Origin of the sequence: Snodgrassella gandavensis (assembly GCF_914768025.1) — a bacterium.
Classification (GTDB): domain Bacteria; phylum Pseudomonadota; class Gammaproteobacteria; order Burkholderiales; family Neisseriaceae; genus Snodgrassella; species Snodgrassella gandavensis.
Window position 1 is genome coordinate 41,267 of record NZ_CAJZCE010000004.1, and the last position, 24,291, is coordinate 65,557.

The window sequence follows — 24,291 nt, forward strand, 5'->3', positions numbered from 1 at the left end:
AAGTGAAAAATCCGTGCACAACTATTACGACGTATTAAATGTTGCTCCGGGAGCGTCCGACGAAGTGATTCGTGCGGCCTATCGAGCCTTATCACAAAAATACCATCCTGACCGCAATCCACATAATCCACAGGCACACCAGCGCATGGCCGAAATTAACCAAGCCTATGCCGTGCTATCCGACCCAGAAAAGCGTCATCATCATGATGTGTGGATTGCACGACAAAACCTACAGGCTCGCTTGTCACCGGCATTGCTCTCACGCAGGCAAACCCCGTTTGCGCCGCCAGCCTTACTGCCCAATCATGAAGACAAAATAGTTGTTCTGCATGAACATGGCCATGGCTGGTTGTGGATAGTGGGTATCGCCATCCTGATTGCCATGGGCGGCGTCTGGTGGCGACTGGCACATCCGCCAGTAGATAATACCCCGGCACCAAGCAGTACACCCGTACTGGCAGCACCCAATGGCCAGCTCTTCCCGATCAAAGCTGCCTATGTTTCCGGCTATCCCATTCTGCGCCAGCGCGGTAATAACACCATTGTGGTACATGCCACATCCTTGCAATCGCCGGTATTTGCCCAATTATACGAACTGCACGCCGGTAAATTTACCGCTATACGTACCTTTTACATTCCGGCGGGCGAAACCTTTACCCTGCATAAAATCGGCGATGGCAATTTCAGCCTACAATACCAACGTATCAACGATGGTAAATGGGCAGTGAGCGATGGTATTGAAATCAGCAATACCGAGGCCAGCCGAAAATATCAGGATATCGATATCAGACTGTAAACCAATACCGCCACCGGCCAGCCGGTGGCATACACAGGAATAACTGCATGCAGGCTGTCGCAGAAGCCAAATTCACCGAAGAAACCGTATTATGGGTTAAGCAGCATACCCCGAAACTGCTAACCTTTGCCATTACCCGGCCAGAAGCTTATCGTTTCAGTGCCGGCCAGTTTTCGCGTCTGGGCTTTCGTGACGGAGCAGGATTTATCTGGCGTGCCTATTCCATCGTCTCTGCCGAATATGCAGAAACGCTGGAATTTTTTGTGGTATTGATTGAAGAAGGGGCAATGAGTTCCCGACTGGCGCAACTACAGGCCGGCGACCATATCCTGCTGGACAAAACCGCTTTTGGCTTTTTACTGCCCGGCAGATTTACCGATGGTGAACAACTGGTGATGCTCAGTACCGGCAGCGGCATAGCACCGTTTTTGTCCATGCTGCAACAGCCGGCTGTCTGGGAGCGTTTCCAGCATATCGGGCTAGTACATTCCGTCTCTCATGCCAGCGAGCTGATTTTCAGCCAGCACATAAACGACTTAATTCACCACCCCTTGATTGGCGAATATACCGGCAAACTATCTTACCAGCCGGTAGTCACCCGCGAAAGCATAGCAGGAGCACTCAACCAGCGCTTGCCACAGTTATTGCAAAAAGGCACATTGGCAACAGCATTAGGCCTGACTTTTACCCCCGCGCAGACCCGCTTTATGTTGTGTGGCAATCCGGCCATGGTGGCCGACACCTTTAAGGCTTTACTTGATATGGGCTACAGCATGCACCGCAACAAAACACCCGGACAGATTATCATGGAAAACGGCTTTTAAACGGCCGTGTATAACCATCCTCATACAAAGTTTCCACAAACTGCCTTTTATTTACCGTCGATGGGGCTTGATATTGCGCTAATGGTTGCTTGCACAAATTACCATTGATTTTTCACCCGAATTTATATCTACAATAAGGGTAAACCATAGCCGTTACTAGTGGCTATAAAGGTAAATACCCTGATGTTATTAATAATCTACGTTAGTATACTGGTATGAATCTGAATCGTTTTGGCAAGAAAAATGCCCAGCTTAATCAGTTGCTGGTGCAGTCGGCACACTGGCAACGTTTGAGCACCTGCCTTAAACAGGAGCTACCGGCCAGCATGCGTGCCCATTTCAATGTAGCCTGTGTACGCGACGGCTGTGTAGTGGTGATTGCCCATAATAGTATGGCTGCCTCACGCTTACGCATGGTATTACCAGCGTTATTACCGCAACTACAGCAAATTGATGCCACAGTCGAAAGCGTAAAAATTAAGGTACAGCCACTAGAATCGAAGCCCGAGGCGGTTAAACGTGCCAGTTTAAGCCCTGTAGCACGTGGAGCATTGGCGCGCTCGGCACAGGCTTTAACCCATCATCCCGAGCTGGCAGCAGCGTTACGCCGCCTAAGTGAAAAAAGCAGTTAGGCCGATATGGCTGCGTGCTAACAATAGATTAAAAATCTGGCTAGAATTGTCTAGCCAGAAAAATTTACCCCAATACTTGAATAGCACTGAATTCAATTATTATCATTCAGAGCAAAAATATGAGAATACCGCACAAACTCTTATGCAGCTTATTACTTATGTTTAATTTATCTGCATGGGCGGCAGCCACAAAAACCGATACCACAGCAGGAACACAATTTGAAGCAGCGCTATTATGCAAAAGCGCACCTATGCAGAAAACCTAGTTGCAAAACTCGATGAAGTGAATACAGTGATAGCCGATAAAGGTTATGACAGCGAGCCTTTTCGGTGCTTTGTTCGTCAAAAAGGCGGACGAACGGTGATTGCTAAACGTAATTATGGTAAGGATATAGATAAGAGCAGTATGGATACATATGAACTTGCGAAGGAAGAAATGAAGTAACCATACAGTGATAGGTTAGATGATCAAAAAATAATGTGAGCGGTTGGTTAATCACATTATTTTCTTGTAAACGGTTTTGATTTTTATCAAACTAAATCTAGCTACTTTTCATAATAACTTTATACGCACCGGTAGCATAAATAACTCCGCCAATAACTAAAACCGCTCCCATTAATTGTAATACATTTGGGATTAATCCAGTTATTAAAGCAAGTAACATTGTGAATACAGGTACTAAGTTGAAAAATATAGACGTATTAGCTGCTCCAAGTTCTTTTATACCGACATTCCAGAATAAGTAAGCCAAAACAGAACCGGCAATTCCCATATAAATGAGTATTATATGATTAGATATAGAAATACTGATTACTTCTTTTATTAAACCGCCTTGGTAAACAGAGAACAACACAATCCCAAGTGTGCCAAATAACATCGTAAAACTTGTTGTTTGTAACGGTGTTGAATTGGATATGAATTTACGGCACCCCACTGTATAAGTTGCCCACGCTAAATTACCTAACATGATGATTAAATCGCCTCGGCTAAATTCTAATTTGATTAAATTAGATATATTACCATTACTGATCACTAGGATTACTCCAACTAAACTAATCAGCATACCAATTCCCTGAGATCTGGTTATTCGATGTTTATCAATAATTGCAGCAATTAAGGTTGTTATCACTGGTGATGTGGCCATAATAAGAGCCCCATTGATTGGTGATGTTGTTTGTAGTCCAATAAAAAAAGCCAAATTAAATCCAGTTATACCGCACAGCCCAAGTAAGACAAATGGTTTCCAATTTAACTTAAATGTAGTAATGCTATCTTTATCCTTAATTATCATAAAAATTAAAATGGCTAATGCAGCAATAACAAAACGTTCAGAGGCTGCTGAAAGAGGAGATGCCTGTGCAACCACAATTGCACCAGCATTAAAATTTGAACCCCAAAAAAAAGCAGATAATGTAACCAGTAACAATGCAAGTTTATTATTTTTCATCTTAATTTCCTTTATTCCCACAAGAAGGCATCTAATTCTATTGAGGATATCAGCAATTCTCTTGGAGTATTAAGTAAATACATTACCGTTTTAGCTACGTCACTAGCTTTAATCATGCAAGATTTTTGTTTTTCGGAAATAGTAATGTATTGCCTCATATTCTCTCTAAAATCAGTGTCAACTTTATCCAGAACAATATTAGAAACTTTAATTCCTAGCGGTTTACAATATTCTTTCAATCCAGTAGTTAAACCCTGAACGGCGTGTTTTGACACTGAATATGAATACATATTAGCACTTCCTTTTAATCCCCAGATAGATGACATATTAATAATATGGGGGGTTGACTTTCTTTTAAAAGCGGTAGTAACTCACGCGTTAAAAAGAAATATCCACTAACATTTACATCAAGTGTATTTCTCCATTCCTCATCAGTAGTAGAAACAGGATTATTGAAATATGACACACCAGCGACATTAATTAATACATCTATAAAGTCCAATTCTTTTTTTGCTATTAATGCAACATCTTTTATTTTCGAAGGATCTGTTACATCAAGTTTATAGATGAATACATTTTCTGAGTCTAATTTATTTATATTTTTTTCCACTAGATAAGTAGCAAAAACTTTATGCCCCTGTAATAAAGCTAGTTGAGCAATTTCATTGCCAATACCACTTTCAGCTCCAGTAATAAATATATTCATAAGCAAGTTCTCCTTTTAAAATCTAACAATTCTTATTACATTAAATTAATGTATATTTAATTTTATTTATAATTCATTTATAATACAATAAACAAAAAAACAACGTTAAATTTCAAAAATGAAACCATCTCTTGATGACTTACTAATTTTTATTAGTGTAATTAAAGAAGGTAGTATTGTTAGAGCATCAAAAAAACTATCAATACCATCTCCTACAATAAGTCGGCGCTTAACTCAATTGGAAGAAGCAATAGGCGGTCGTTTGATGTATCGATCCAGCAGAAAGATTGCTTTGACTACTTTGGGCCAGATGTATAATGATAAGTTCAGAAACTTAGTTGAAGAATTTGTCGAAGCAACAGAAAATTTAGATGATTATCATCATAAATTATCAGGAACTATAAAAATAACAGCACCAATAAGTTTAACTCATCAATGGTTTGGTAAATGTATTTTTTCATTTATGAAAGAATATTCAGGCATTAAAATAGATTTAATGGCTACTAATCGAATTGTTGATTTAGCTGAAATGAATATTGATATCGCAATCCGCGTTGGAAACCTAAAAGATAGTGATTGGGTGGCAAAAAAGTTATTATTGTCAAAAAATATATTATGTGCATCTGAAAAATACTTAAAAGAAATAAATGGTTGCCCTCATCCGGTTAATTTATTGGATAAAAATTTAATTTGTTCTCATGATAAAGTAGATTGGCTATTGACAAATATAAATACACAACAATCATATGAAGTCCAAGCAACGCCATGTTTAATTATAGATGATACAGACCTTATCATTGATGCTGCTAAAGAAAGCATGGGGATTTGTTTTGTTCCATCACAGTTTGTTGCTCAAAGTATATCCAATCATGAATTGCAACAGGTTTTACCCAACTGGATAGGTAACCCTCGGCCCATATATTTAATATTTAAAGACCGGAATTATATGCCTAACCGGGTAAGAGTGTTTAAGGAGTACATTGAAAATTATGTTAATACAAATAAATAGGAACTTTAAACATCGTGAACATTTATAGTAAAAGATTACCAACCATTAAACAATTGCAATATTTCGTAGCCGTTTGTGAAGAAAGTAGTTTCAGGGGAGCAGCAGAAAGGTTAGGAGTGAGCCAACCTCCACTTTCAGTCCAAATCAAAGATTTGGAAGAAAAGTTAGAGGTGATTTTGTTTTTAAGAAATTCACATTGATGCACGTGATTCAGATATAACTACACAGCTTAATAAACAAAAAATTACAGTAAAAAATCTCGAAAAAGACGGCCTCATTAATCTGGAATATCGCTTTACCAAACCGCTACAGATTGCAAATGCTTCAGTTTCTGTTATTCGATATCTGGGCGATAGCGGTTCATACTTTTTTGCCGTAGCCAAAGGAGATATGGCCAGATTTGCTAAATCTATTGGAGCCAAACCCGTACCGGTTCAGTTAAAAGAGACTCTTTCCTGGGGCGATATAAACCAGTACTATCAACATACAACTGACGTAACTGCTGATAATCCCTATCCAGACACTATTCTTATCGGACGAGACAAAACTTCGAAACAGGGTGAATTTTATTTTGGCTGCTTACGATTTGATTATTAATCATTTAAAAAAACAAAACCGTAACAATAATATAACCTTTACAGCTAAACTTAACCATTCTCGATATCCCTTAACCACATTATTATCCGCATTGCAGATGATATTTTTTATAGACACTGCTGTATTAACCACAGCAGCAACAGCATCTTTTACCACAGACAGCGCTTGGAAAAAACAGTTTCACCTTTATATTAACCACCATAAACAGCAACCTATAACTTTAAACCAGTTTCTGATGGCTCATAATTGGCACACGCATGCAAACAGCCATACAGTAGTGTAGATGCTTGTGTTAAAATTCCCCATTTCATGCTTACTTTTTATTGCGCCTGCTGGTGCCGGACTATTGATTTATGTTGAAAAACTTAGCTAAAAAAATTCTCGGAAGCCGCAACGACCGGCTTCTGAAACAATATCGTAAAGAAGTATCCAAAATCAATGCCCTCGAACCAAAAATTCAGGCACTGAGTGATACCGAACTACAGGCTAAAACTGCTGAATTCAAACAACGTCTGGCTGATGGCGAAAAACTCGACAACCTGCTGGTAGAAGCCTTTGCCGTATGCCGTGAAGCCAGCCAGCGTATCCTTGGCATGCGCCACTTTGATGTTCAGCTCATCGGTGGCATGGTACTGCATCACGGCAAAATTGCGGAAATGCGTACCGGCGAAGGAAAAACACTAGTAGCTACCACTGCCGTCTATCTCAATGCATTGGCCGGCAGAGGCGTACATGTCGTTACCGTAAATGATTATCTGGCCGCACGCGACGCCAGCATCATGCGCCCGCTATACGAATTTCTGGGCATGACAGTTGGTATCATCGTCAGCAACATGGATCATGAGGATAAACAAGCCGCTTATCAGGCCGATATCACCTACGGTACTAACAACGAATACGGCTTTGATTACCTGCGCGACAACATGGTGCGCGACCTGAGTGAAAAAGTGCAGCGTGAACTGTCGTTTGCCGTAGTCGATGAAGTCGACTCCATCCTCATTGACGAAGCGCGTACCCCACTGATTATTTCCGGCCAGGCCGACGATAACGTTACCCTGTATCAGGTAATGAACCAGATTCCGCCACAACTGATTGCACAGAAAAGCGAAGAAGGAGAGGGCGATTACTGGGTAGACGAAAAAGCACGGCAGGTTGTCCTCAGCGATCAAGGGCATGAACACGCCGAACAGATTCTCAGCAGCATGGGGCTGTTACAGGAAGGCGATTCCCTGTATTCCGCCACCAACATCATGCTGATGCACCACCTGATGGCCGCATTGCGTGCCCATACCCTGTACCAGCGCGACCAGCATTACGTCGTACAAAATGGCGAAGTAGTGATTGTGGACGAATTTACCGGCCGCCTGATGGCCGGCCGGCGCTGGTCTGATGGCCTGCATCAGGCAGTAGAGGCCAAAGAAGGCGTAGAAATCAACAAAGAAAACCAGACACTGGCTTCCATCACCTTCCAGAACTTCTTCCGTCTGTACGACAAACTGGCCGGCATGACTGGTACAGCCGACACCGAAGCATTTGAATTCCAGAATATTTATGGTTTGGAAACCGTTATCATCCCGACAAACCGGCCGATGGTACGCAAAGACCTGAACGACCAGATTTACCGCTCCAGCGAAGAAAAATACGAAGCTGTTGTAGCCGATATCAAAGAGCGCCATGCCAAAGGCCAGCCGATACTGGTAGGTACCACCAGCATCGAAAATTCCGAGCTAGTATCCGCCTTACTGAATAAAGAACATCTGCAACACAATGTTCTCAATGCCAAAGAACATGCACGTGAAGCCGACATCATTGCTCAGGCCGGCCGGCCGGGCATGATTACCGTCGCCACCAACATGGCCGGCCGTGGTACCGACATCGTACTTGGCGGCAACATCAAGCCACAGATAGATGCCATCAATGCCGATGACAGCCTCACTGAAGCAGCTAAAGCAAGCAAAATCGATACACTGCAACAACAATGGCAACGCGACCATGATGCCGTGATTGCTGCCGGCGGTTTACACATTATCGGCACCGAACGCCATGAAAGCCGCCGTATCGACAACCAGTTGCGTGGTCGTGCCGGCCGGCAGGGTGATGCCGGTTCCAGCCGCTTTTACCTGTCGTTTGAAGACCCATTACTGCGCCTGTTTGCCCTTGACCGTGCCACCGCTATTCTCAACCGTCTGGCTCCCGAACGCGGCGTAGCCATAGAAGCCGGTATGCTTAATCGCCAGATTGAAGGCGCGCAGCGCAAAGTGGAAAACCGCAACTTCGACATGCGCAAACAGGTACTTGAATACGACGACGTAGCCAACGACCAGCGTAAAGTGATTTATCACCAGCGTGCCGATATTCTGGCCAGCAACGACATCGATGGCCTGATGCAGGAAATTCGCCATGATGCCATCGTTGATACCGTAGACAGCTTTATCCCGCCAGACAGCATGGAAGAGCAGTGGGATATTTCCGGCCTCGAACAAAAACTGGCTGCCGATTACCACATCGACGTTTCCATCAGCGACTGGCTCAAAGACGATAACAGCCTCGACAACGAAAGTATTTGTAAACGTCTGCTCGACATCGTCGAAAAAGATTACGCCTACAAAGTCGAGCTGGTTGGCATCGATACCATGCGCAGATTTGAACGCGATATCATGCTGCAAATCATTGATAGCCGCTGGCGTGAACATCTGGCTGATATGGATTACCTGCGTCAGGGGATTCACCTGCGCGGCTATGCCCAGAAAAATCCGAAACAAGAATACAAACGCGAAGCATTTGAAATGTTTCAGACCATGTGGAGCAACATCCGCAATAGCGTTGCCTCACTGCTGATTTCCGTGCAGTTTGAACAGGCGCAGGCTGAAGAACAGCCAGAAATCCCTGCTGCTGCCAGAATCGAAGATGAAGATTTTAGCCCCAAAGCTATGGAAGCTCGTGGCATCATCGTACGCCGCCACGACCCCTGTCCATGTGGCAGCGGCCTGAAATACAAATTGTGTCACGGCCGCCTGTAATTCTGGTTAAATCGAAATAAATCAACAGGTTGTCATCAGAATGGCAGCCTGTTGATTTATTTGTACCAGCCGCAGACAAAACACACAAATCAGCCTGCATTTATTAAAGTGAATACTCTAAACCCCATTGAACAGCGCATCAAATTGTCTTAAAATTCACACCTTACGCCAGAGGCCAGAGTATAAACTGCCCCAAAACGGCAACAGACAACTGGCGTGTTTTCGGTTTACGCTAATAATACCGCTTTCCTTAACCATGGATAATTAATGGCAGCCTACAACACACAAAAAGTCCTGTCCGTACACCACTGGACAGATGCATACTTCACATTCACCTGCACCCGTGACGAATCATTACGCTTTCAGAATGGCCAGTTTGTCATGATTGGCCTGATGGTAGATGGCAAGCCACTGATGCGTGCCTACAGTATCGCCAGTGCCAACTGGGAAGAAGAGCTGGCTTTTTTCAGTATCAAAGTACAGAACGGCCCATTAACCAGTCGCTTGCAGCATCTACAAGTAGGCGATGAAGTTCTCGTGAGCAAAAAGCCCACCGGCACCCTGATTGCCGGCGACCTCAATCCCGGCAAAAACCTGTATCTGCTGTCTACCGGTACCGGTTTAGCACCATTTCTCAGCGTTACCAAAGACCCCGATATCTACGAACAGTTTGAAAAAATCATCCTGATTCACGGCGTACGCTACAAAAAAGATTTGGCTTATTACGACCATTTCACCACCGAATTACCCAATCACGAATATCTGGGTGAAATGGTGCGCGAAAAACTGATTTACTATCCCGTGGTTTCCAGAGAAGACTACATTCATCACGGACGCCTGACTGATTTAATGAAATCCGGTAAACTCTTTACCGACATTGGCCTGCCACCGATTAATCCGGCAGACGACCGCGCCATGATTTGTGGTAGTCCGGAAATGCTCAAGGATACCTGTGAAACCCTTAACAGCTTTGGTTTAACCATCTCCCCGAAAATGGGGCAGCGTGGCGACTACGTTATCGAACGCGCTTTCGTTGACCAATAAAGCTTAAATGCATATTCACAGGCAGTCATTGTTATCCAATGTGCTGCCTGTTTTGTACCTGCTGGCAGCCACAACCGCCCATTACCTTACTTTCACCCTAAGAACCACCCATGCAAAATTTAATTCCCCTGCTAATCATCCTCATTCCCCTGCTGGCAGGATTTTGCATACCCGTACCAGCGCGTGCCATCAACTGGCTTAACCGTGGCCTGACATGGCTGGTATATCTGATTTTATTCCTGATTGGCCTGTCGCTGGCACAAATCCCCAACCTTAGCGCACAGTTGACTAACATCAGCCTTACCGTAGGCATATTGTTTCTGTGCCTGATAGCCACCAATCTGCTGGTATTCATCTGGTTCGACCGCCGCTATCCATGGCGCCTAAACCGGCAACAATCAGCCGGCCAGTGCGGCGACATCAGCATTATAGGCAGCCTCAAACAGGTTGGTAGCCTGCTCGTTGGGCTGATAGCCGGTAACTACTTATCTTTTAGCTGGTTAGGCGACCCACAGGCTGCCGTCAACAAGGCACTGATAATACTGCTGTTATTGGTAGGCATGCAGCTACGCAGCAGCGGCATCACCCTGCAACAGGTATTTCTCAACCGCCGCGGCGTCATCAGTGCCGGATTATTCACACTGGCCAGTCTGCTCGGCGGCCTGATATTTGCCCTGATTATGCCTGACGTATCCATTAGCAAAGGGCTGGCGCTCAGCAGCGGCTATGGCTGGTATTCACTTTCCAGCATCATCATGACTAAGGCCTATGGCGCAGTCTGGGGCAGTATCGCCTTATTCAACGACTTGGCACGCGAATTCTTTGCCCTCATCTTTATCCCCATACTGATGCGCCGCTATCCCACCACCGCCGTTAGCATTGGTGGTGCCACCAGCCTAGATTTCACCCTGCCGGCCATTCAGGCTTCCGGTGGCATTAGTGCTGTTCCTTTGGCCATCAGCTTTGGCTTTATTGTTAATATTACCGCGCCAATATTGATGGTGGTTTTCTCATCATTGCCGTTTTAGTAACAGATTATACATTTAAAACATTTACGAAAGCCCAAATGCCTGTCAGCGATAGCGCTTATTACGGGCATAATCACCGAATCATCTCGTAACTTGGGTTGGTAATAATAAGCACAGCAGGCTTAAACCAATACTAGAACAACTCATTGCAATCATAATTAGAATAACTTCCCTGTAGTTCCTGTACCCAAGCTTTACGAGCCTTGGCGGGCACTAGAGCTTTTTTATGATTTCCTTCTGTAGCTGAGATTTCAAACTCAGCTCGGCAACCGTCTGTTAAAGCTTACGATTTTCAGCATCCAGTTCCTTTAGGCAGTTGATATCAGACATTTGCATACCGTCGTATTTTTCCCACCATTTGTAAAAGCCCAATTGCCTACGCCCTGTTTCAAGCACAGCTCTTTAACCAGAATACCGGCTTTTGCTCCTTTTAATATAGATACAATTTACTGCTCAATCATTTTTTCATATTTAAATCCTCTTTGGGTTAATTAAGAGAATATTTTACCTTTGCGTTGTGCTGTATTTAGGGAGCAGTTACATTTAAATAATTAAAAATAAAAACATATTCTAATTTATAACCCACAAAGTCAAATTTATACGTTTAAGCGAATGCGTAACAGACAGAAGGCATAGCAGCCGGCTACAACGCGCATATAAATAACAGACCATTACTACACACAGAAACGCAATAAATTATGCTATTAGTATATATACTGATACCACTGTTGATGTCATATCAAAAAAGTACCATAACCAAACAACAGCTCCGCATAAAACACAGTTTCGACAATCACCCATGTAACAACCGTAATTATTTAATTTTAAATTAATGACTGTTGCTGATATTTTTTTTATAAAATAGCCATCTGTCAGCAATTATTAATATAATAAAAAAATTTACAGTAAAAGAATTGCGCAACATGCGCCACATTTATTAGAATTAAATTATTTTGTTTATTTATAATCATAATTAACAATAAAGGATGCCCTGAAATCAACCATTTGCTGTATCTAATTGTTGTTGTCTACAAGCAGTACCGTATTTCATTAAGCCCGTTTTAATTAGTACACACCTGTGTATATATTGGTAATTAATAAATTACTGATTTTTTAAAGAATCAAATAAGCACAGCTTCGCCGATTTGTTTTAATTCAACTAAACAAAGTTTTTTTATTGGCGATAAATGTTGTTAAGAGTAAATTAAAGACATAAAGTTCTAAAAAACTTTATTCGGCTGCAAACAAATTAAAACTATATATTCTCGAAAATAGACAAAGAAAGAAAACCTTTATGTTTATGTGGTATCGGGCAGTATCAGGAAATGAGAGAAAAACCTTTTGGGCATGCTTTGGTGGCTGGGCACTAGACGCTCTGGAAAGTCAAATGTTTGGTTTAGTTGTTCCATCGCTGATTGCCTATTTTGCCATTAGCAGAGGAGAGGCCGGATTATTCAGCAGTGCCACACTGGTCACGTCGGCCTTGGGCGGCTGGTTTGCCGGAGCCCTTTCAGACCGGTATGGACGCGTCAAAACATTGCAAATCATGATTGTATGGTTTGCATTTTTTACATTTCTGGCAGCATTTGTAACCGATTACTACTGGCTGCTGGCTTTAAAAGCCTTGCAGGGATTTGGTATTGGCGGCGAATGGGCGGCCGGTGCCGTACTTATGGCCGAAACCATTACCAGCCAGTATCGCGGTAAAGTTATGGCGATAGTACAAAGTGCCTGGGCAGTAGGGTGGGGATTGGCAGTCATACTGTTTTCAGTAACCTTCAGTCTGGCACCAGAAAATATAGCTTGGCGCATCATGTTTGCCGTAGGCTTACTGCCGTCATTACTGATTTTCTATGTACGCCGGCATGTACAGGAACCAGTAAAACAAGGTACAGTAATACAGAAAAACGAAGACAGGCAATCCATAGCCAGCGCACTGTTCGGCATTTTTTCACCTTCATTGATTCGCACTACCATACTCGGTGGTTTATTGGGTCTTGGCGCTCATGGCGGCTATCACGCCATCATGTCGTGGCTGCCTACCTACCTCAAAGAAGAACGCCACCTTTCCGTGCTTAATTCCAGTGCTTATCTGGCGGTAATTATTTTTGCTTTCTGGTGTGGCTGTATGGCCAGCTCAATCCTGCTTGATAAAATTGGCAGACGTTTTAATGTTGCCTTGTTTGCCATCTGCTGCGTCATCACCGTACGCATTTACCTGTTTGTTCCCTTAACCAATACCCAGATGCTGTTCCTTGGCTTTCCGCTGGGTTTTTTTGCTGCCGGCATCCCCTCCAGTCTGGGCGCCTTGTTTAATGAGCTCTACCCACAGCAGTATCGTGGTGCCGGAGTAGGTTTCTGTTACAACTTTGGCCGTATTCTGTCCTCAGTATTTCCGTTCCTTGTGGGGCACATGAGCGCATCAATGTCTCTGGGGTCAGCTATTGGTATCGACGCCAGTTGGGCTTACTCAATAGTAGTGATTAGCGTCTTGCTGCTACCCGAAACCAAAGGGCGCGATTTAAAACAGATTAATCCGGATGGGCAGATTTCTGAGAAATAAAAAAATAGAAAAGAGAAATAAAATGAATCAAGTGATAACTGGCAGAATAGACAGCCATGCACATGTGTTTAATCTGGCTTTGCCAATGGTAGCCAGCCGGCGCTATACTCCGGCACAAAGTGCGCCACTGGAAAACTATCTGGTTCATCTGCACGGCCTTGGCTGCACGCACGGCGTACTGATTCAGCCGAGCTTTCTGGGTTGTGATAACAGCTTTATGCTACAAGCCATCGCACAGGCCGCGCCCCGTCTTAGAGGCGTAGCCTGCGTCGACCCCACAATCACCTTGCCTGAGCTACAGGCAATGGATAGGGCAGGTATCGTCGGTATACGCCTGAATGTTATAGACGGCATCCAGCCCCAGCTCCAATCCGCTCCGTGGCAAAACCTGCTCGACAAAATCAAAACTCTTAACTGGCATGTGGAACTACATTGCCGCAGTAACAAACTGGACGCCATGATTACCACCTTGCTCAAACACCAAATCCGCGTAGTAGTCGACCACTTCGGCCGGTCAGCGGAGGGAGTACCCGCTCGTGATAACGGTTTTCAGCGGCTACTACAATGGGGGCATAGCGGAATGGTGTGGTGCAAACTTTCCGCGGTATACCGCATTAGTGCTGCCGCGGCCGACGGGCATAAATTTTTTGCCGCCGCCATCCCCTTATTACTGGAAAATTTCGGCAGCCACCGCCTGATGTGGGGCAGCGACTGGCCGCATACCCAGTACGAACAACAAATCAACCCCGAGTATCTGGCTACCCAACTGAATATGCTGTTACAGGATAAACAACTGGCATCAGCCTTATTGTGGGATACACCAGCAAAACTGTTCAGATTTATCTAAAATATTGCTTAGTAGAAGTACGGACAACATTGCCTGACAGTGATTACAAAACATATCGCCATTGTGAATCTGCACCATAGGGTAAGCTGAATAGCTAAAGCCGGCAGCCAACTTGCCGGCACTGCAAACCATATCCTGAAAACTATCGCGCACAAGCAAATACCAGTACCGGGGTAGATAAGCAAACTGCTAATAGCTGGAAATTAATAGCCAAAAATTTAGCGTTCAGAATCCGCACGCCATGGCACACAAAATATCGCATTATCATAAAAAGTTAGCAGCAATATAGCCAAGCAAAGCAAAAAGAGTGATATCAACAAGCTAGCCTGTAAATTTGCAGCTTCGAATACCGCAAACCTGCCTGTGCAATGCATCGCATAAAGGCTTTGCCATCCACCGCCAATAATTAGCTCCGCTTTCTTAAACGCCACAGCTAAAGCACATCTGAATAATGCCCACCGGCAACAATACCAGCCGCTTAAAAGAAATGCACACACAAGAGTTTGCCATTAACCCAAGAGCCAGCAGTTTAGATTCAATAACAAACAGCTATTAACAACAGCCTCAAAAGCAGCAAAACCGGCTGCCCAGCAGCGCCGATGATGACAAACTGCCTGATTATTCCAAGCGTACACCAAAACAAACCCACAAACCGCCTTGCCGGCGGTTTATTGATTGAGATGAACAACGCAGCCAGTTGCAAGTCGCAACCAAATTTCTGATTTCAGGGATTTGAGTTCCACTGATACACTATACGATTTTGTCAACTACAAGTGCTATATCACTTAAGCGTGCAATTATACAAAGGCACACAGTAAAAAATTTTGTCTTTGATTGCTCTTTAAAATTTAATTTAATTGGATTAGATTCCCATTTAAATCAATAATTTTAATGATAAAATTGAGTTCGTTACCAAAGTTTCTATAATTGTGATCAAGCAGACTATAAAAAGTATACCTTTCAGGTGGCAAATCGTATTTTTTTAAATACGATTTAAATAGTTCCGCTTCTCCCATACCCGTAATGGTTATATTCTTATATTGTTTAACTTTAATAAAGATAATTATTGCTTTTAGCCAGTCAATATTTATATCAATGTTATTATCTTGACTAATCAAATAGCTATTGATATGTTTAATTAAGATATCTAAATCGTCAACATCTTCGCTATTAATTATTATTTTATATAATTCAATGAACTTAGTTTTCAATATAATAAGGAAAAATGTAAAAAAATAGTGGGTGTGAATATTTCTGCCATAATTTGAATTATTTTCTTTCAGTGAAGTTTGATAGTCAACTCTTAAAACCAGATTTAAAGTATTAAAAAATGATTCTTGTTCCCTCAATGTAAGATTATATTTATTTAGTAAAAAGCAATAACGCTCAAAAAAATAATCAGAATTTTTTATAAAATTTTCGATTTTATATTGATATATTAATCCCTTAAAAAATTCTTGATTTTTTTGTGGTTTAGGTAATAAATAATCAAAATCAATAAACCGGCGCAGATACCCATCAACATCCAGCCCCTGCCCATACACAGCCCTGATAGAGTGGCCTAGCTGGGTTTTATCCGTAGCCAGCACAAAGATAATATTATCCACATTAAACAGATGTTTGGCCTTTTCCAGTACCTCAATAGCAAAATTGGGACGACAGCGATCCAGCTCATCAATAAAAATTACCAGCGGCTTATGAGCGTCGCCATCCGCATAGCAGCGAGCCAGCTTACTTAAAGCCTCTTTGAAGTTGCCCAGTGTCTTGCGTGACTCTTCGTATTTGGTAATCTGTTCTTTTACCAGTGATTCACTTAGATTACCAGATGCTTTGGATACTTCATCGGCATCGGTTAAGCTACCACAAACCGCTTTAATAATTAGATTGACCATAGCAGGGGCAGCGGCTTTAGTAAAATTGACCGCAAGTTTATAGAGATGCCCCATTATTTTTTCTGCGGTTGTTTTATCTTCACCCACTAGTTCCTGTATGGATAAACCAATCTCCCCAATCAACGCAATCAGCGCATCATCCGTGTAATCACTTTCCCATGCATTAAAATAAATAGTCGGAATATCCTGATTTTTCAGATATTGCTGCCACATCTTAATAAAAGTGGTTTTACCCTGTCCCCAGCCAGCATCAATACACAGCACTATCGATTGTTCATAGCTGGTAATAAATTGGGTCAGAATTTCAATATTGGCTTTTCTATCCAGCACATCGTTTTTAAACGGATCAGCGGCATCAATTTCCACTTGCTGGCATTTCTTCATGCTCATAATCTGCTTATTCCTTGTATACTAATGGTTGGCCGGTAATTGCCGGCCATTCTGTTTCATCTAATTATTGTGCCATTATAATGGTTTATCTATTTAAAAATGGCGGTGATACATGGCTAATCACAGAAAATTGGCGCAAAACATACTAGTTAGCCGGTTTTGTAGCACAAATACAAACACCCAAGTATTAACTGGCCATTAAATATTACCCATACCCTATCAAACCCCAGCAGTCAGGCAGCAGTGCTAATCCAGAGAAAAAAAGAATCATCCAGCCTCTGCCGAATATTCTCTTATATCTGGATAACAAGCTGATTTGTAATAAAATGTATAGTGAAAGTAAAGTCTGGTTGCAGCCGCGCATTTAGCCACTGATTGCGCTATAAAGCCAGCAGACAAACTTGCTTTTTGTCCATACTGGCCTTATGTGTAGCATAAACCGCCCAGCGCGGTTTTAACTGTTTTAACCACAGTCATTTTCTTCGGTTGAATTTATTTCAGGTTACAAACTTATGGATGTTATTCAGTATCCCGGTAGTGTGTTTAAACTGCACCAGCCATTTCCACCGGCTGGCGACCAGCCCACGGCAATTCAGGGATTGCTGGAAGGGCTGGAAGATGGCCTGGCCAGCCAAACCCTGCTCGGGGTTACCGGCTCAGGCAAAACCTTTACCATGGCCAACGTCATCGCCCAGAGCGGCCGCCCGGCCATCATCATGGCGCATAACAAAACCCTGGCCGCACAGCTATACGCAGAAATGCGCGAATTTTTTCCCGAAAATGCCGTCGAATATTTTGTTTCCTACTATGATTACTATCAGCCGGAAGCCTACGTACCCAGTCGCGACCTGTTTATCGAAAAAGATTCAGCCATAAACGAACACATCGAACAAATGCGCCTGAGCGCCACCAAAAGCCTGATGCAGCGGCAGGACGTAATCATAGTGGCCACCGTATCGGCAATTTACGGTATTGGCGACCCCAACGAATACCATCAAATGATACTGCACCTGAAAGAAGGGCAGAAAATCGACCAGCGCGACATCATCGCCAGACTGGTAGCCATGCAGTATGAACGTGGCGATATCGACTTTGCCCGTGGCTCATTCCGTGTGCGCGGTGACGTGATTGACATCTTTCCCGCCGAAAGCTCCGAGCTGGCCTTGCGTGTCAGCCTGTTTGACGACGAAGTCGACCGCATGCAATTGTTTGACCCAATATCCGGCAGCCTGCAACAGCGCGTTGGCCGCTATACCGTATTCCCGTCCAGCCACTACGTTACCCCGCGCGACACCGTTTTACGTGCCTGTGAACACATCAAGCAGGAGCTGGGCGACCGCATCAAATGGTTTACCCATGAAGGGCGGCTGGTAGAAGCACAGCGCATCGAACAGCGCACCCGCTTTGATTTAGAAATGCTCTACGAAATGGGTTTCTGCAAGGGCATTGAAAACTACTCACGCCACTTTTCCGGCAAGCCAGAGGGCGAGCCGCCACCTACCTTAATGGACTACCTGCCCAAAAACGCCCTCATGTTTATCGACGAAAGCCACGTTACCGTCAGCCAGATTGGCGGCATGTACAAGGGCGATGCCTCACGCAAGCAGAATCTGGTGGACTACGGCTTTCGCCTGCCATCCGCCCGCGACAACCGCCCGTTAAAATTCCATGAATTCGAGCGCGTCATGCCGCAAACCATATTTGTATCGGCCACCCCGGCCAAATATGAAGAAGAACATGCCGGCCAAGTAGTCGAGCAGGTAGTACGTCCCACCGGCCTGATTGATCCGGAAATCATCATCCGCCCCGTGGCCACACAGGTAGACGACTTACTATCTGAAATCAATATCCGCCGCGAGCAGGGCGAGCGCGTACTCGTTACCACCCTCACCAAACGCATGGCCGAACAGCTCACCGACTACTACGCCGAGCTGGGCGTAAAAGTGCGCTACCTGCACAGCGACATCGACACCGTAGAGCGCGTAGAAATCATCCGCGACCTGCGCCTTGGCCTCTTTGATGTCCTCGTAGGCATCAACCTGCTGCGAGAAGGGCTGGATATTCCCGAAGTTTCACTGGTGGCCATACTTGATGCCGACAAAGAAGGCTTTCTGCGCAGCCATCGCAGCCTGATACAAACCATCGGCCGCGCCGCACGCAACGTTAACGGCAAAGCCATACTATATGCCGACAAAATCACCGACTCCATGAAAGCCGCGATTGACGAAACCGAGCGCCGTCGTGCCCGCCAGATAGCCTTCAATACCGAACACGGCATCGTACCGCAGCAAATCAAAAAACAGGTACGCGACCTCATTGATGGCGTTTATCACGATGAAAACGGCAGCAAAGGCCGTGGCCGCAGCAAGCTCAAAGTAGGCGAAATCCACAACGAAGACGATGCCGTTAAAGAAATCGCCAAACTCGAAAAAGCCATGCAGGCCGCCGCGCGCGACTTACAGTTTGAAGAAGCTGCCCAGATTCGCGACAAAATCCGCGCCATCAAAGAAAACCTACTTTTTGGTGCCAGCGATACCTAAGCAGCCAGCATCGGCTACCGGCAAAGCATTACACCGTGCTTCTTGCCGGTAGCCAGAACATACCAGCCACCACCAAACCCAGCATACAGATTACACAGCGAAAAATACCCCCACACAGCCATTTCAGGTATACTCAACACAACATCCGCATGCCCGCATGCACATCCACAACCGCGCATAGCCAGCCAACAGGGGACAGCATCATGCAGAACCAGCACACACACCAGCCATCGGCATCAGCCCGGCTAGCCACACTTATCCTGCAAACCATAAGCAGCATAATCATTACCGGTGTATTCTACATCGTACTATTCTACTGGCAAGCTAACCGTGGCGTGCCACTCAGTCATCTTAGCTTACTCGATACTGGCGACATCAAATTTTTACTATTATTTATACTGAAGTTCGTCGGCATTTACGCCTTTATACCTTCACTGCTGGCCGCCATAACCAGTTGCTACTTTATCAATCACCATCCGCCTTATCGCATCAGCATCGGCGCAGCCATGATCGCACTACTATGCGGATTCGTGCAAAACCTGCTGTTAACCTTCGCGCTAGGCTGGAAGCTTATATTGTTCAACGCACTGGCCGCCGCCCTCAGCGCCCTGTATTTTGCCCGGCAAAAATCAAAGATACAGAAACATTAATAATAGCCCGAGGTTTCCACCAATCATCGCCCATTATCTGTTCACCCAGATAAGCTATTGTATTGAATTAAATAATCAAAATAGCAACAATCAATCCATAAACACCCACAGTGACCACAAAATAGCTACGTCATATAAAAACAAAAAAACAATTAACTGAATAATCAATAAGCTACGCTTTTTGGTGCCATTCCGGCCTCGCCCAAACCCCATTTTGCTATTGCTGCCAGCAAGCAAAAGTGCTTAAATTAAGCTCTTATTATTGTCAATGATTTAAGTCAAAAACACATAAATCACACCAATACTGAATGCTCCTTGTGTGAACTACCAGATAAACATTTAATCAGCATAGCCTGATAGAGAAGAGAGAAGAGTTTACGTTATGAAAAACACCGATAGCGATAGCTCAGCAGATGTGGTACTAATCGGCGCAGGCATAATGAGCGCAACACTGGGAACATTTCTGAAAGAGTTACAGCCAGACTGGCAGATCAACATCTATGAACGTCTGGCCAACGTGGCCACCGAAAGCTCCGATGCCTGGAATAATGCCGGCACCGGCCATTCAGCCCTGTGCGAACTCAACTACACACCAGAGTTAAAAGACGGTACCATCGACGTATCCAAAGCCATCAAAATTATCGAACAGTTTGAACTATCCAAACAATTCTGGGCATCACTTGTCGATGCCGGCCTGATTAACGACCCCAGCGCATTTATCCGCAGCGTGCCTCACATGAGTTTGGTGCGCGGAGAAACAGACGTCGCCTTTTTGCGCAAACGCTTTGCCGCCTTGCAGCAATACCGCCTGTTTCAGGACATGCTCTATACCGAAGACAAAGACCAGATTAGCCAATGGGTACCCCTCATGATGCAGGGACGTGACAGCAGCGAACCCATTGCCGCTACCTGGTCAGACCTTGGTACCGACGTCAACTATGGCGCCTTAAGCCGAATCCTCATCAACAACCTTATAAACGACGGCTGCAAGCTGCACCTGCAACACGAAGTTGTCGACCTCAGACAGCACAATGGCCGTTGGCATCTCGACATCAAAAACCTCATCAACGGCACACATCAGCAGGTATCAGCCCGTTTTGTCTTTATCGGTGCCGGCGGTGGCTCCCTGCACCTATTACAAAAAAGCCGTATCGAAGTTGGCAAAGGCTATGGCGGTTTCCCCGTATCCGGCCAGTGGCTCGTATGTAAAAATCCCGACGTCGTCGAGCAGCATAATGCCAAAGTCTATGGCAAAGCCTCCGTGGGCGCACCGCCCATGAGCGTGCCCCATCTCGACAAACGCGTCATCAACGGCGAAGACGCCTTACTCTTCGGCCCCTTTGCCGGCTTTACCACCAAATTCCTCAAACGCGGATCCTTTCAAGACTTATTCAAAACCCTCAATTTCGCCAACATCCGCCCCATGCTCACCGTAGGCATACACAACTACGCCCTCGAACACTACCTCATTCAGCAGGTGCGATTAAGCTTTGCCGACCGCATGCAGGAATTACGTACCTTCTACCCCGAGGCACGCGATGAAGACTGGCATCTGGCTATTGCAGGCAATCGCGTACAAGTAATCAAAAAAGATCCGCAAAAAGGTGGCGTCCTGCAATTTGGTACCGAGCTGGTAAAATCCACAGACGGCTCACTGGCTGCCTTATTAGGCGCCTCCCCAGGTGCCTCTACCTCAGTATCCATCATGCTCGAACTGCTCGAACACTGCTTCCCCGGCAAAGTCAGCAACGAATGGGCACCAATACTGCACAAATGGATACCCAGCTATGGCCAGAAACTCGAACACAACCCCGCACTCGTGCAGCAAGTGCGCGACTGGACAAGCAAATCCCTCGGTTTACACAGTTCAAAATAGCAAACACATAACATCAACTACCATAGCCATCACAGCCTTACCAAATTCATACCGAATTTGGTTTTTTTTATCCCAGCCAGAAATGGCCACCTAAACCAGCCGCAAACACCATCCACATATCAATCATCACAACCTACTGTCGTAATCATCCAACACAAAACACTGATAAAAACCACAACAAAAGCCTAAAATATAAAAAAACTTGCTATATTTAGTAAACTTATTTAATATAAAGATAAATAACATAGACTTACAAATGCAATAATTGATACCTATAATCCGTAGCAATTGACGCCGCTGCCATCTTAACGATGTCACGGCGTTATTTTTATCAACACACCGGTTCCATAGCATCACCGCACCAACAATCCTGCCCCCATAGCAAATTAACCGCATCATCCAGCTACAACTTAACCAAAATAATTCCCCATCCGCCTTATAGTATCAATACCTTAACCCCACAATCATCGCCCATTAGCCAAAACATCCCCGCATACTACAAATTAAACCCAAAATCAGCCAAAACACCCACCACCCACAGCATCAGCATTAATACCATCTAAACATATAAAACCATTATCTTTCCCAGCAACAATCCAATAAACACCAACATATTAATAATTCACACCAAGCCCGGCTGGCAAACCAAAAGTACCCAATCAACCACACAAAAAAGCATCAGCAATAAAAACATTAATTCACAATAGTGAAGAAAACACATAATAGAAAATAGATAACCCTAGCAACCAACAGCACCAAAACAGACAGCAAAGCTAGCCATACGATTATTATCAGCCCCAGCCCTAAGCTCATAGCTTGGCCTAACCGCCGGCAACAACAAATCCCGTATCGCCCCAGTCGAAGACAACAATGAAAATATAGCCGGCAGTCCGATTAAAAGAGGCTGTATTCCCAGTACTAACAACATCAATCATGACAAAGAGACTAAAACCCCACTGGCGGCAGTATCTGCCAGCCAAAATCAAGAAACTGTACCCCCGCTTATAATCGGATAAAATATTGATATATAATTAACATCAAGAAAATAGTTAGCACCTGAAACTAGCAAGCGGTAGCGTCACTACAGAGCGATACAATAAATTAATCAGCAAACAGCACCCATAAAAATAAGCCCAATATCACCCCCGCGTAAAGGAGCAACCCATGTCTGAACCATCCCCGGCAACCATACCGAAACTAGTAAAGCTAACCAGCTTATTGCTGGCCGTCACTGCCCTCAGCTCATGTAGCGGCGGCTTTGAGCCATTTATTGGCGTAACCTCCGGCAAAAACAAATCCTATGCCGCCCCAGTTGAAGCACTCGTATACAACTATGAAAATATCTCTGGTGGTTCGATAAATGGCGGCTGTATTCCGAATACACCGGGCGTGGATGATTATGAAGTGGGTAAAAAACGCTATGGCGGCGGCTCTACCTGTGGCGCTGCCTATCTGCCGGCCAAATGGAAACCGGGCATGACTGCGCGGATTTATTGGCGGGTGTTACCTTATCCTGGTTGGCATGCGAGGGGATTAAATTTACCAGGGGTTAATGTTGATGAGAATGAGCGAGCAATTATTCAGCAATATAGCGAGAATCATTCCGCAGTGATACCTTTACCCCCCCCTCCAGCATTTGCTGGCGATGATTTTGGCAAGGTAAGAAATATTACTGTTCATTTTCTGGCGTGTAATCAGATTTTTATTGATTATGGTACCAGACAGGAAAATGCCCCTGAAGTAGTAAAAAAACAGTTTGAACTGTTTGCCAAAAGCCAGAAACTCTGTACCCCGCGCCCATCGATTAAATCCATGGCCGATTATCGGCGCAATAAAGCCAAGCTGGATGCAATAAAGAAAGAACGCGAAAATATTCCACAAGTAATCCTGCCTGAATATATTCAGGAGTTGCAGCAGCAGGGCAAATTCCCCGTACCCAGCAAATAAGCTATTTCTCTTTTTACCGTAGCCATACTGCCCATATTGCGGGCACGGCTGTTATTGCTGCGCTATCGCGTATCTTTTACCAATATCTGCCGGCGATGCTTTTAGCAAAGTCGGATATCACCGTCCATTTTCTGGCCTGCAATCAGCTCTACATTACTTATGGCACAGTAGAAGAGGGTAGAAATATCCACATACATTACAAGCAGGCTGCCAAAGGCCAATTGTTCCGTCCCAAACCAATTTCAGGCCTCAATACGCCATATCGTAGTGCAAACCAGCCAAGATACACAGCATAATACCCACGTCCGCCTATTGGCCTAAATAGCATATACGCATCAGTCAGGAAACTGTACCCCCGCTTATAATCGGATAAAATATTGATATATAATTAACATCAAGAAAATAGTTAGCAACTGAAACTAGCAAGCGGTAGCGTCACTACAGAGCGATACAATAAATTAACCAGCAAACAGCACCCATAA

General features: G+C 44.4%; 21 protein-coding genes. 16 read left to right on the forward strand and 5 right to left on the reverse strand.

Going from position 1 to position 24,291, the window contains the following annotated elements; all coding sequences use genetic code 11:
- The first annotated feature begins 13 nt into the window (after positions 1-13).
- From MJ764_RS04420 to MJ764_RS04435, 4 genes are all read left to right on the forward strand, one after another.
- The gene (locus tag MJ764_RS04420) at positions 14-796 is read left to right on the forward strand and encodes a J domain-containing protein (RefSeq protein WP_239324983.1); all 783 of its coding nucleotides are present in this window, start codon (positions 14-16) and stop codon (positions 794-796) included.
- A gap of 47 nt (positions 797-843) precedes the next feature.
- Positions 844-1,620 carry a ferredoxin--NADP reductase gene (locus tag MJ764_RS04425; protein WP_239324985.1) on the forward strand — a complete coding sequence of 259 codons (777 nt, stop codon included), beginning with the start codon at positions 844-846 and terminating at the stop codon, positions 1,618-1,620.
- Between the two features lie 215 nt (positions 1,621-1,835).
- Entirely contained in the window at positions 1,836-2,252 is a 417-nt protein-coding gene (locus tag MJ764_RS04430) for a DciA family protein (RefSeq protein WP_239324987.1), read from the forward strand.
- A gap of 235 nt (positions 2,253-2,487) precedes the next feature.
- Entirely contained in the window at positions 2,488-2,697 is a 210-nt protein-coding gene (locus MJ764_RS04435) for a hypothetical protein (RefSeq protein WP_239324989.1), read from the forward strand.
- 97 nt (positions 2,698-2,794) lie between these two features.
- Here the strand turns inward: MJ764_RS04435 and MJ764_RS04440 are convergent, their stop codons facing one another.
- The 3 genes from MJ764_RS04440 to MJ764_RS11440 are packed head-to-tail and all read right to left on the reverse strand — an operon-like array spanning position 2,795 to position 4,406.
- Positions 2,795-3,700 (reverse strand): DMT family transporter, encoded by a 906-nt coding sequence (locus tag MJ764_RS04440; protein WP_239324991.1) that lies wholly within the window; start codon positions 3,698-3,700, stop codon positions 2,795-2,797.
- A gap of 11 nt (positions 3,701-3,711) precedes the next feature.
- Positions 3,712-3,990: an SDR family NAD(P)-dependent oxidoreductase gene (locus MJ764_RS11435; protein ID WP_420853925.1), complete on the reverse strand. Its 279-nt coding sequence runs from the start codon at positions 3,988-3,990 to the stop codon at positions 3,712-3,714.
- 14 nt (positions 3,991-4,004) lie between these two features.
- Complete coding sequence (locus MJ764_RS11440; protein WP_275415249.1) at positions 4,005-4,406, reverse strand: SDR family oxidoreductase; 402 nt, start codon at positions 4,404-4,406, stop codon at positions 4,005-4,007.
- A gap of 118 nt (positions 4,407-4,524) precedes the next feature.
- On the opposite strand from MJ764_RS11440, the gene MJ764_RS04450 reads away from it, so the two are divergent.
- The 8 genes from MJ764_RS04450 (at position 4,525) to MJ764_RS04485 (ending at position 14,514) form a co-directional block, all read left to right on the forward strand.
- Positions 4,525-5,415 carry a LysR family transcriptional regulator gene (locus MJ764_RS04450; RefSeq protein WP_239324993.1) on the forward strand — a complete coding sequence of 297 codons (891 nt, stop codon included), beginning with the start codon at positions 4,525-4,527 and terminating at the stop codon, positions 5,413-5,415.
- A 14-nt stretch (positions 5,416-5,429) separates the two neighbouring features.
- The gene (locus tag MJ764_RS11610; RefSeq protein ID WP_239324995.1) at positions 5,430-5,615 is read left to right on the forward strand and encodes a LysR family transcriptional regulator; all 186 of its coding nucleotides are present in this window, start codon (positions 5,430-5,432) and stop codon (positions 5,613-5,615) included.
- Between the two features lie 190 nt (positions 5,616-5,805).
- Positions 5,806-6,012 (forward strand): hypothetical protein, encoded by a 207-nt coding sequence (locus tag MJ764_RS04460; protein WP_239324997.1) that lies wholly within the window; start codon positions 5,806-5,808, stop codon positions 6,010-6,012.
- Between the two features lie 353 nt (positions 6,013-6,365).
- A complete protein-coding gene (gene secA / locus MJ764_RS04465; RefSeq protein ID WP_239324999.1) occupies positions 6,366-9,032 on the forward strand; it encodes a preprotein translocase subunit SecA in 2,667 nt (888 codons plus the stop codon).
- 267 nt (positions 9,033-9,299) lie between these two features.
- Entirely contained in the window at positions 9,300-10,076 is a 777-nt protein-coding gene (locus tag MJ764_RS04470; protein ID WP_239325001.1) for a ferredoxin--NADP reductase, read from the forward strand.
- 110 nt (positions 10,077-10,186) lie between these two features.
- Positions 10,187-11,104 carry a LysO family transporter gene (locus MJ764_RS04475; RefSeq protein WP_239325003.1) on the forward strand — a complete coding sequence of 306 codons (918 nt, stop codon included), beginning with the start codon at positions 10,187-10,189 and terminating at the stop codon, positions 11,102-11,104.
- Positions 11,105-12,398: 1,294 nt separating this feature from the next.
- Entirely contained in the window at positions 12,399-13,667 is a 1,269-nt protein-coding gene (locus MJ764_RS04480; RefSeq protein WP_239325005.1) for an MFS transporter, read from the forward strand.
- A gap of 22 nt (positions 13,668-13,689) precedes the next feature.
- The gene (locus MJ764_RS04485) at positions 13,690-14,514 is read left to right on the forward strand and encodes an amidohydrolase family protein (RefSeq protein WP_239325007.1); all 825 of its coding nucleotides are present in this window, start codon (positions 13,690-13,692) and stop codon (positions 14,512-14,514) included.
- Between the two features lie 848 nt (positions 14,515-15,362).
- On the opposite strand, the gene MJ764_RS04490 is transcribed toward MJ764_RS04485, so the two are convergent.
- On the reverse strand, positions 15,363-16,796 hold the full coding sequence (locus MJ764_RS04490; protein ID WP_239325009.1) for a KAP family P-loop NTPase fold protein: 1,434 nt from the start codon (positions 16,794-16,796) through the stop codon (positions 15,363-15,365).
- Between the two features lie 512 nt (positions 16,797-17,308).
- Between MJ764_RS04490 and uvrB the strand changes: the two genes are divergently transcribed.
- Complete coding sequence (gene uvrB / locus MJ764_RS04495) at positions 17,309-19,336, forward strand: excinuclease ABC subunit UvrB (protein WP_100090757.1); 2,028 nt, start codon at positions 17,309-17,311, stop codon at positions 19,334-19,336.
- A gap of 14 nt (positions 19,337-19,350) precedes the next feature.
- Here uvrB and MJ764_RS11445 read toward each other — a convergent pair whose 3' ends face one another.
- Entirely contained in the window at positions 19,351-19,473 is a 123-nt protein-coding gene (locus MJ764_RS11445) for a hypothetical protein (protein ID WP_275415250.1), read from the reverse strand.
- A gap of 66 nt (positions 19,474-19,539) precedes the next feature.
- Here MJ764_RS11445 and MJ764_RS04500 point away from each other — a divergent pair, with 66 nt between their 5' ends.
- From MJ764_RS04500 to MJ764_RS04510, 3 genes are all read left to right on the forward strand, one after another.
- A complete protein-coding gene (locus MJ764_RS04500; RefSeq protein ID WP_239325010.1) occupies positions 19,540-19,986 on the forward strand; it encodes a hypothetical protein in 447 nt (148 codons plus the stop codon).
- Between the two features lie 382 nt (positions 19,987-20,368).
- Positions 20,369-21,862, forward strand: coding sequence for a malate dehydrogenase (quinone) (gene mqo, locus MJ764_RS04505; RefSeq protein WP_239325011.1), 1,494 nt, complete (start codon positions 20,369-20,371; stop codon positions 21,860-21,862).
- 1,164 nt (positions 21,863-23,026) lie between these two features.
- Positions 23,027-23,809, forward strand: coding sequence for a DUF3304 domain-containing protein (locus tag MJ764_RS04510; RefSeq protein ID WP_239325012.1), 783 nt, complete (start codon positions 23,027-23,029; stop codon positions 23,807-23,809).
- The last annotated feature ends 482 nt before the right edge of the window (positions 23,810-24,291 follow it).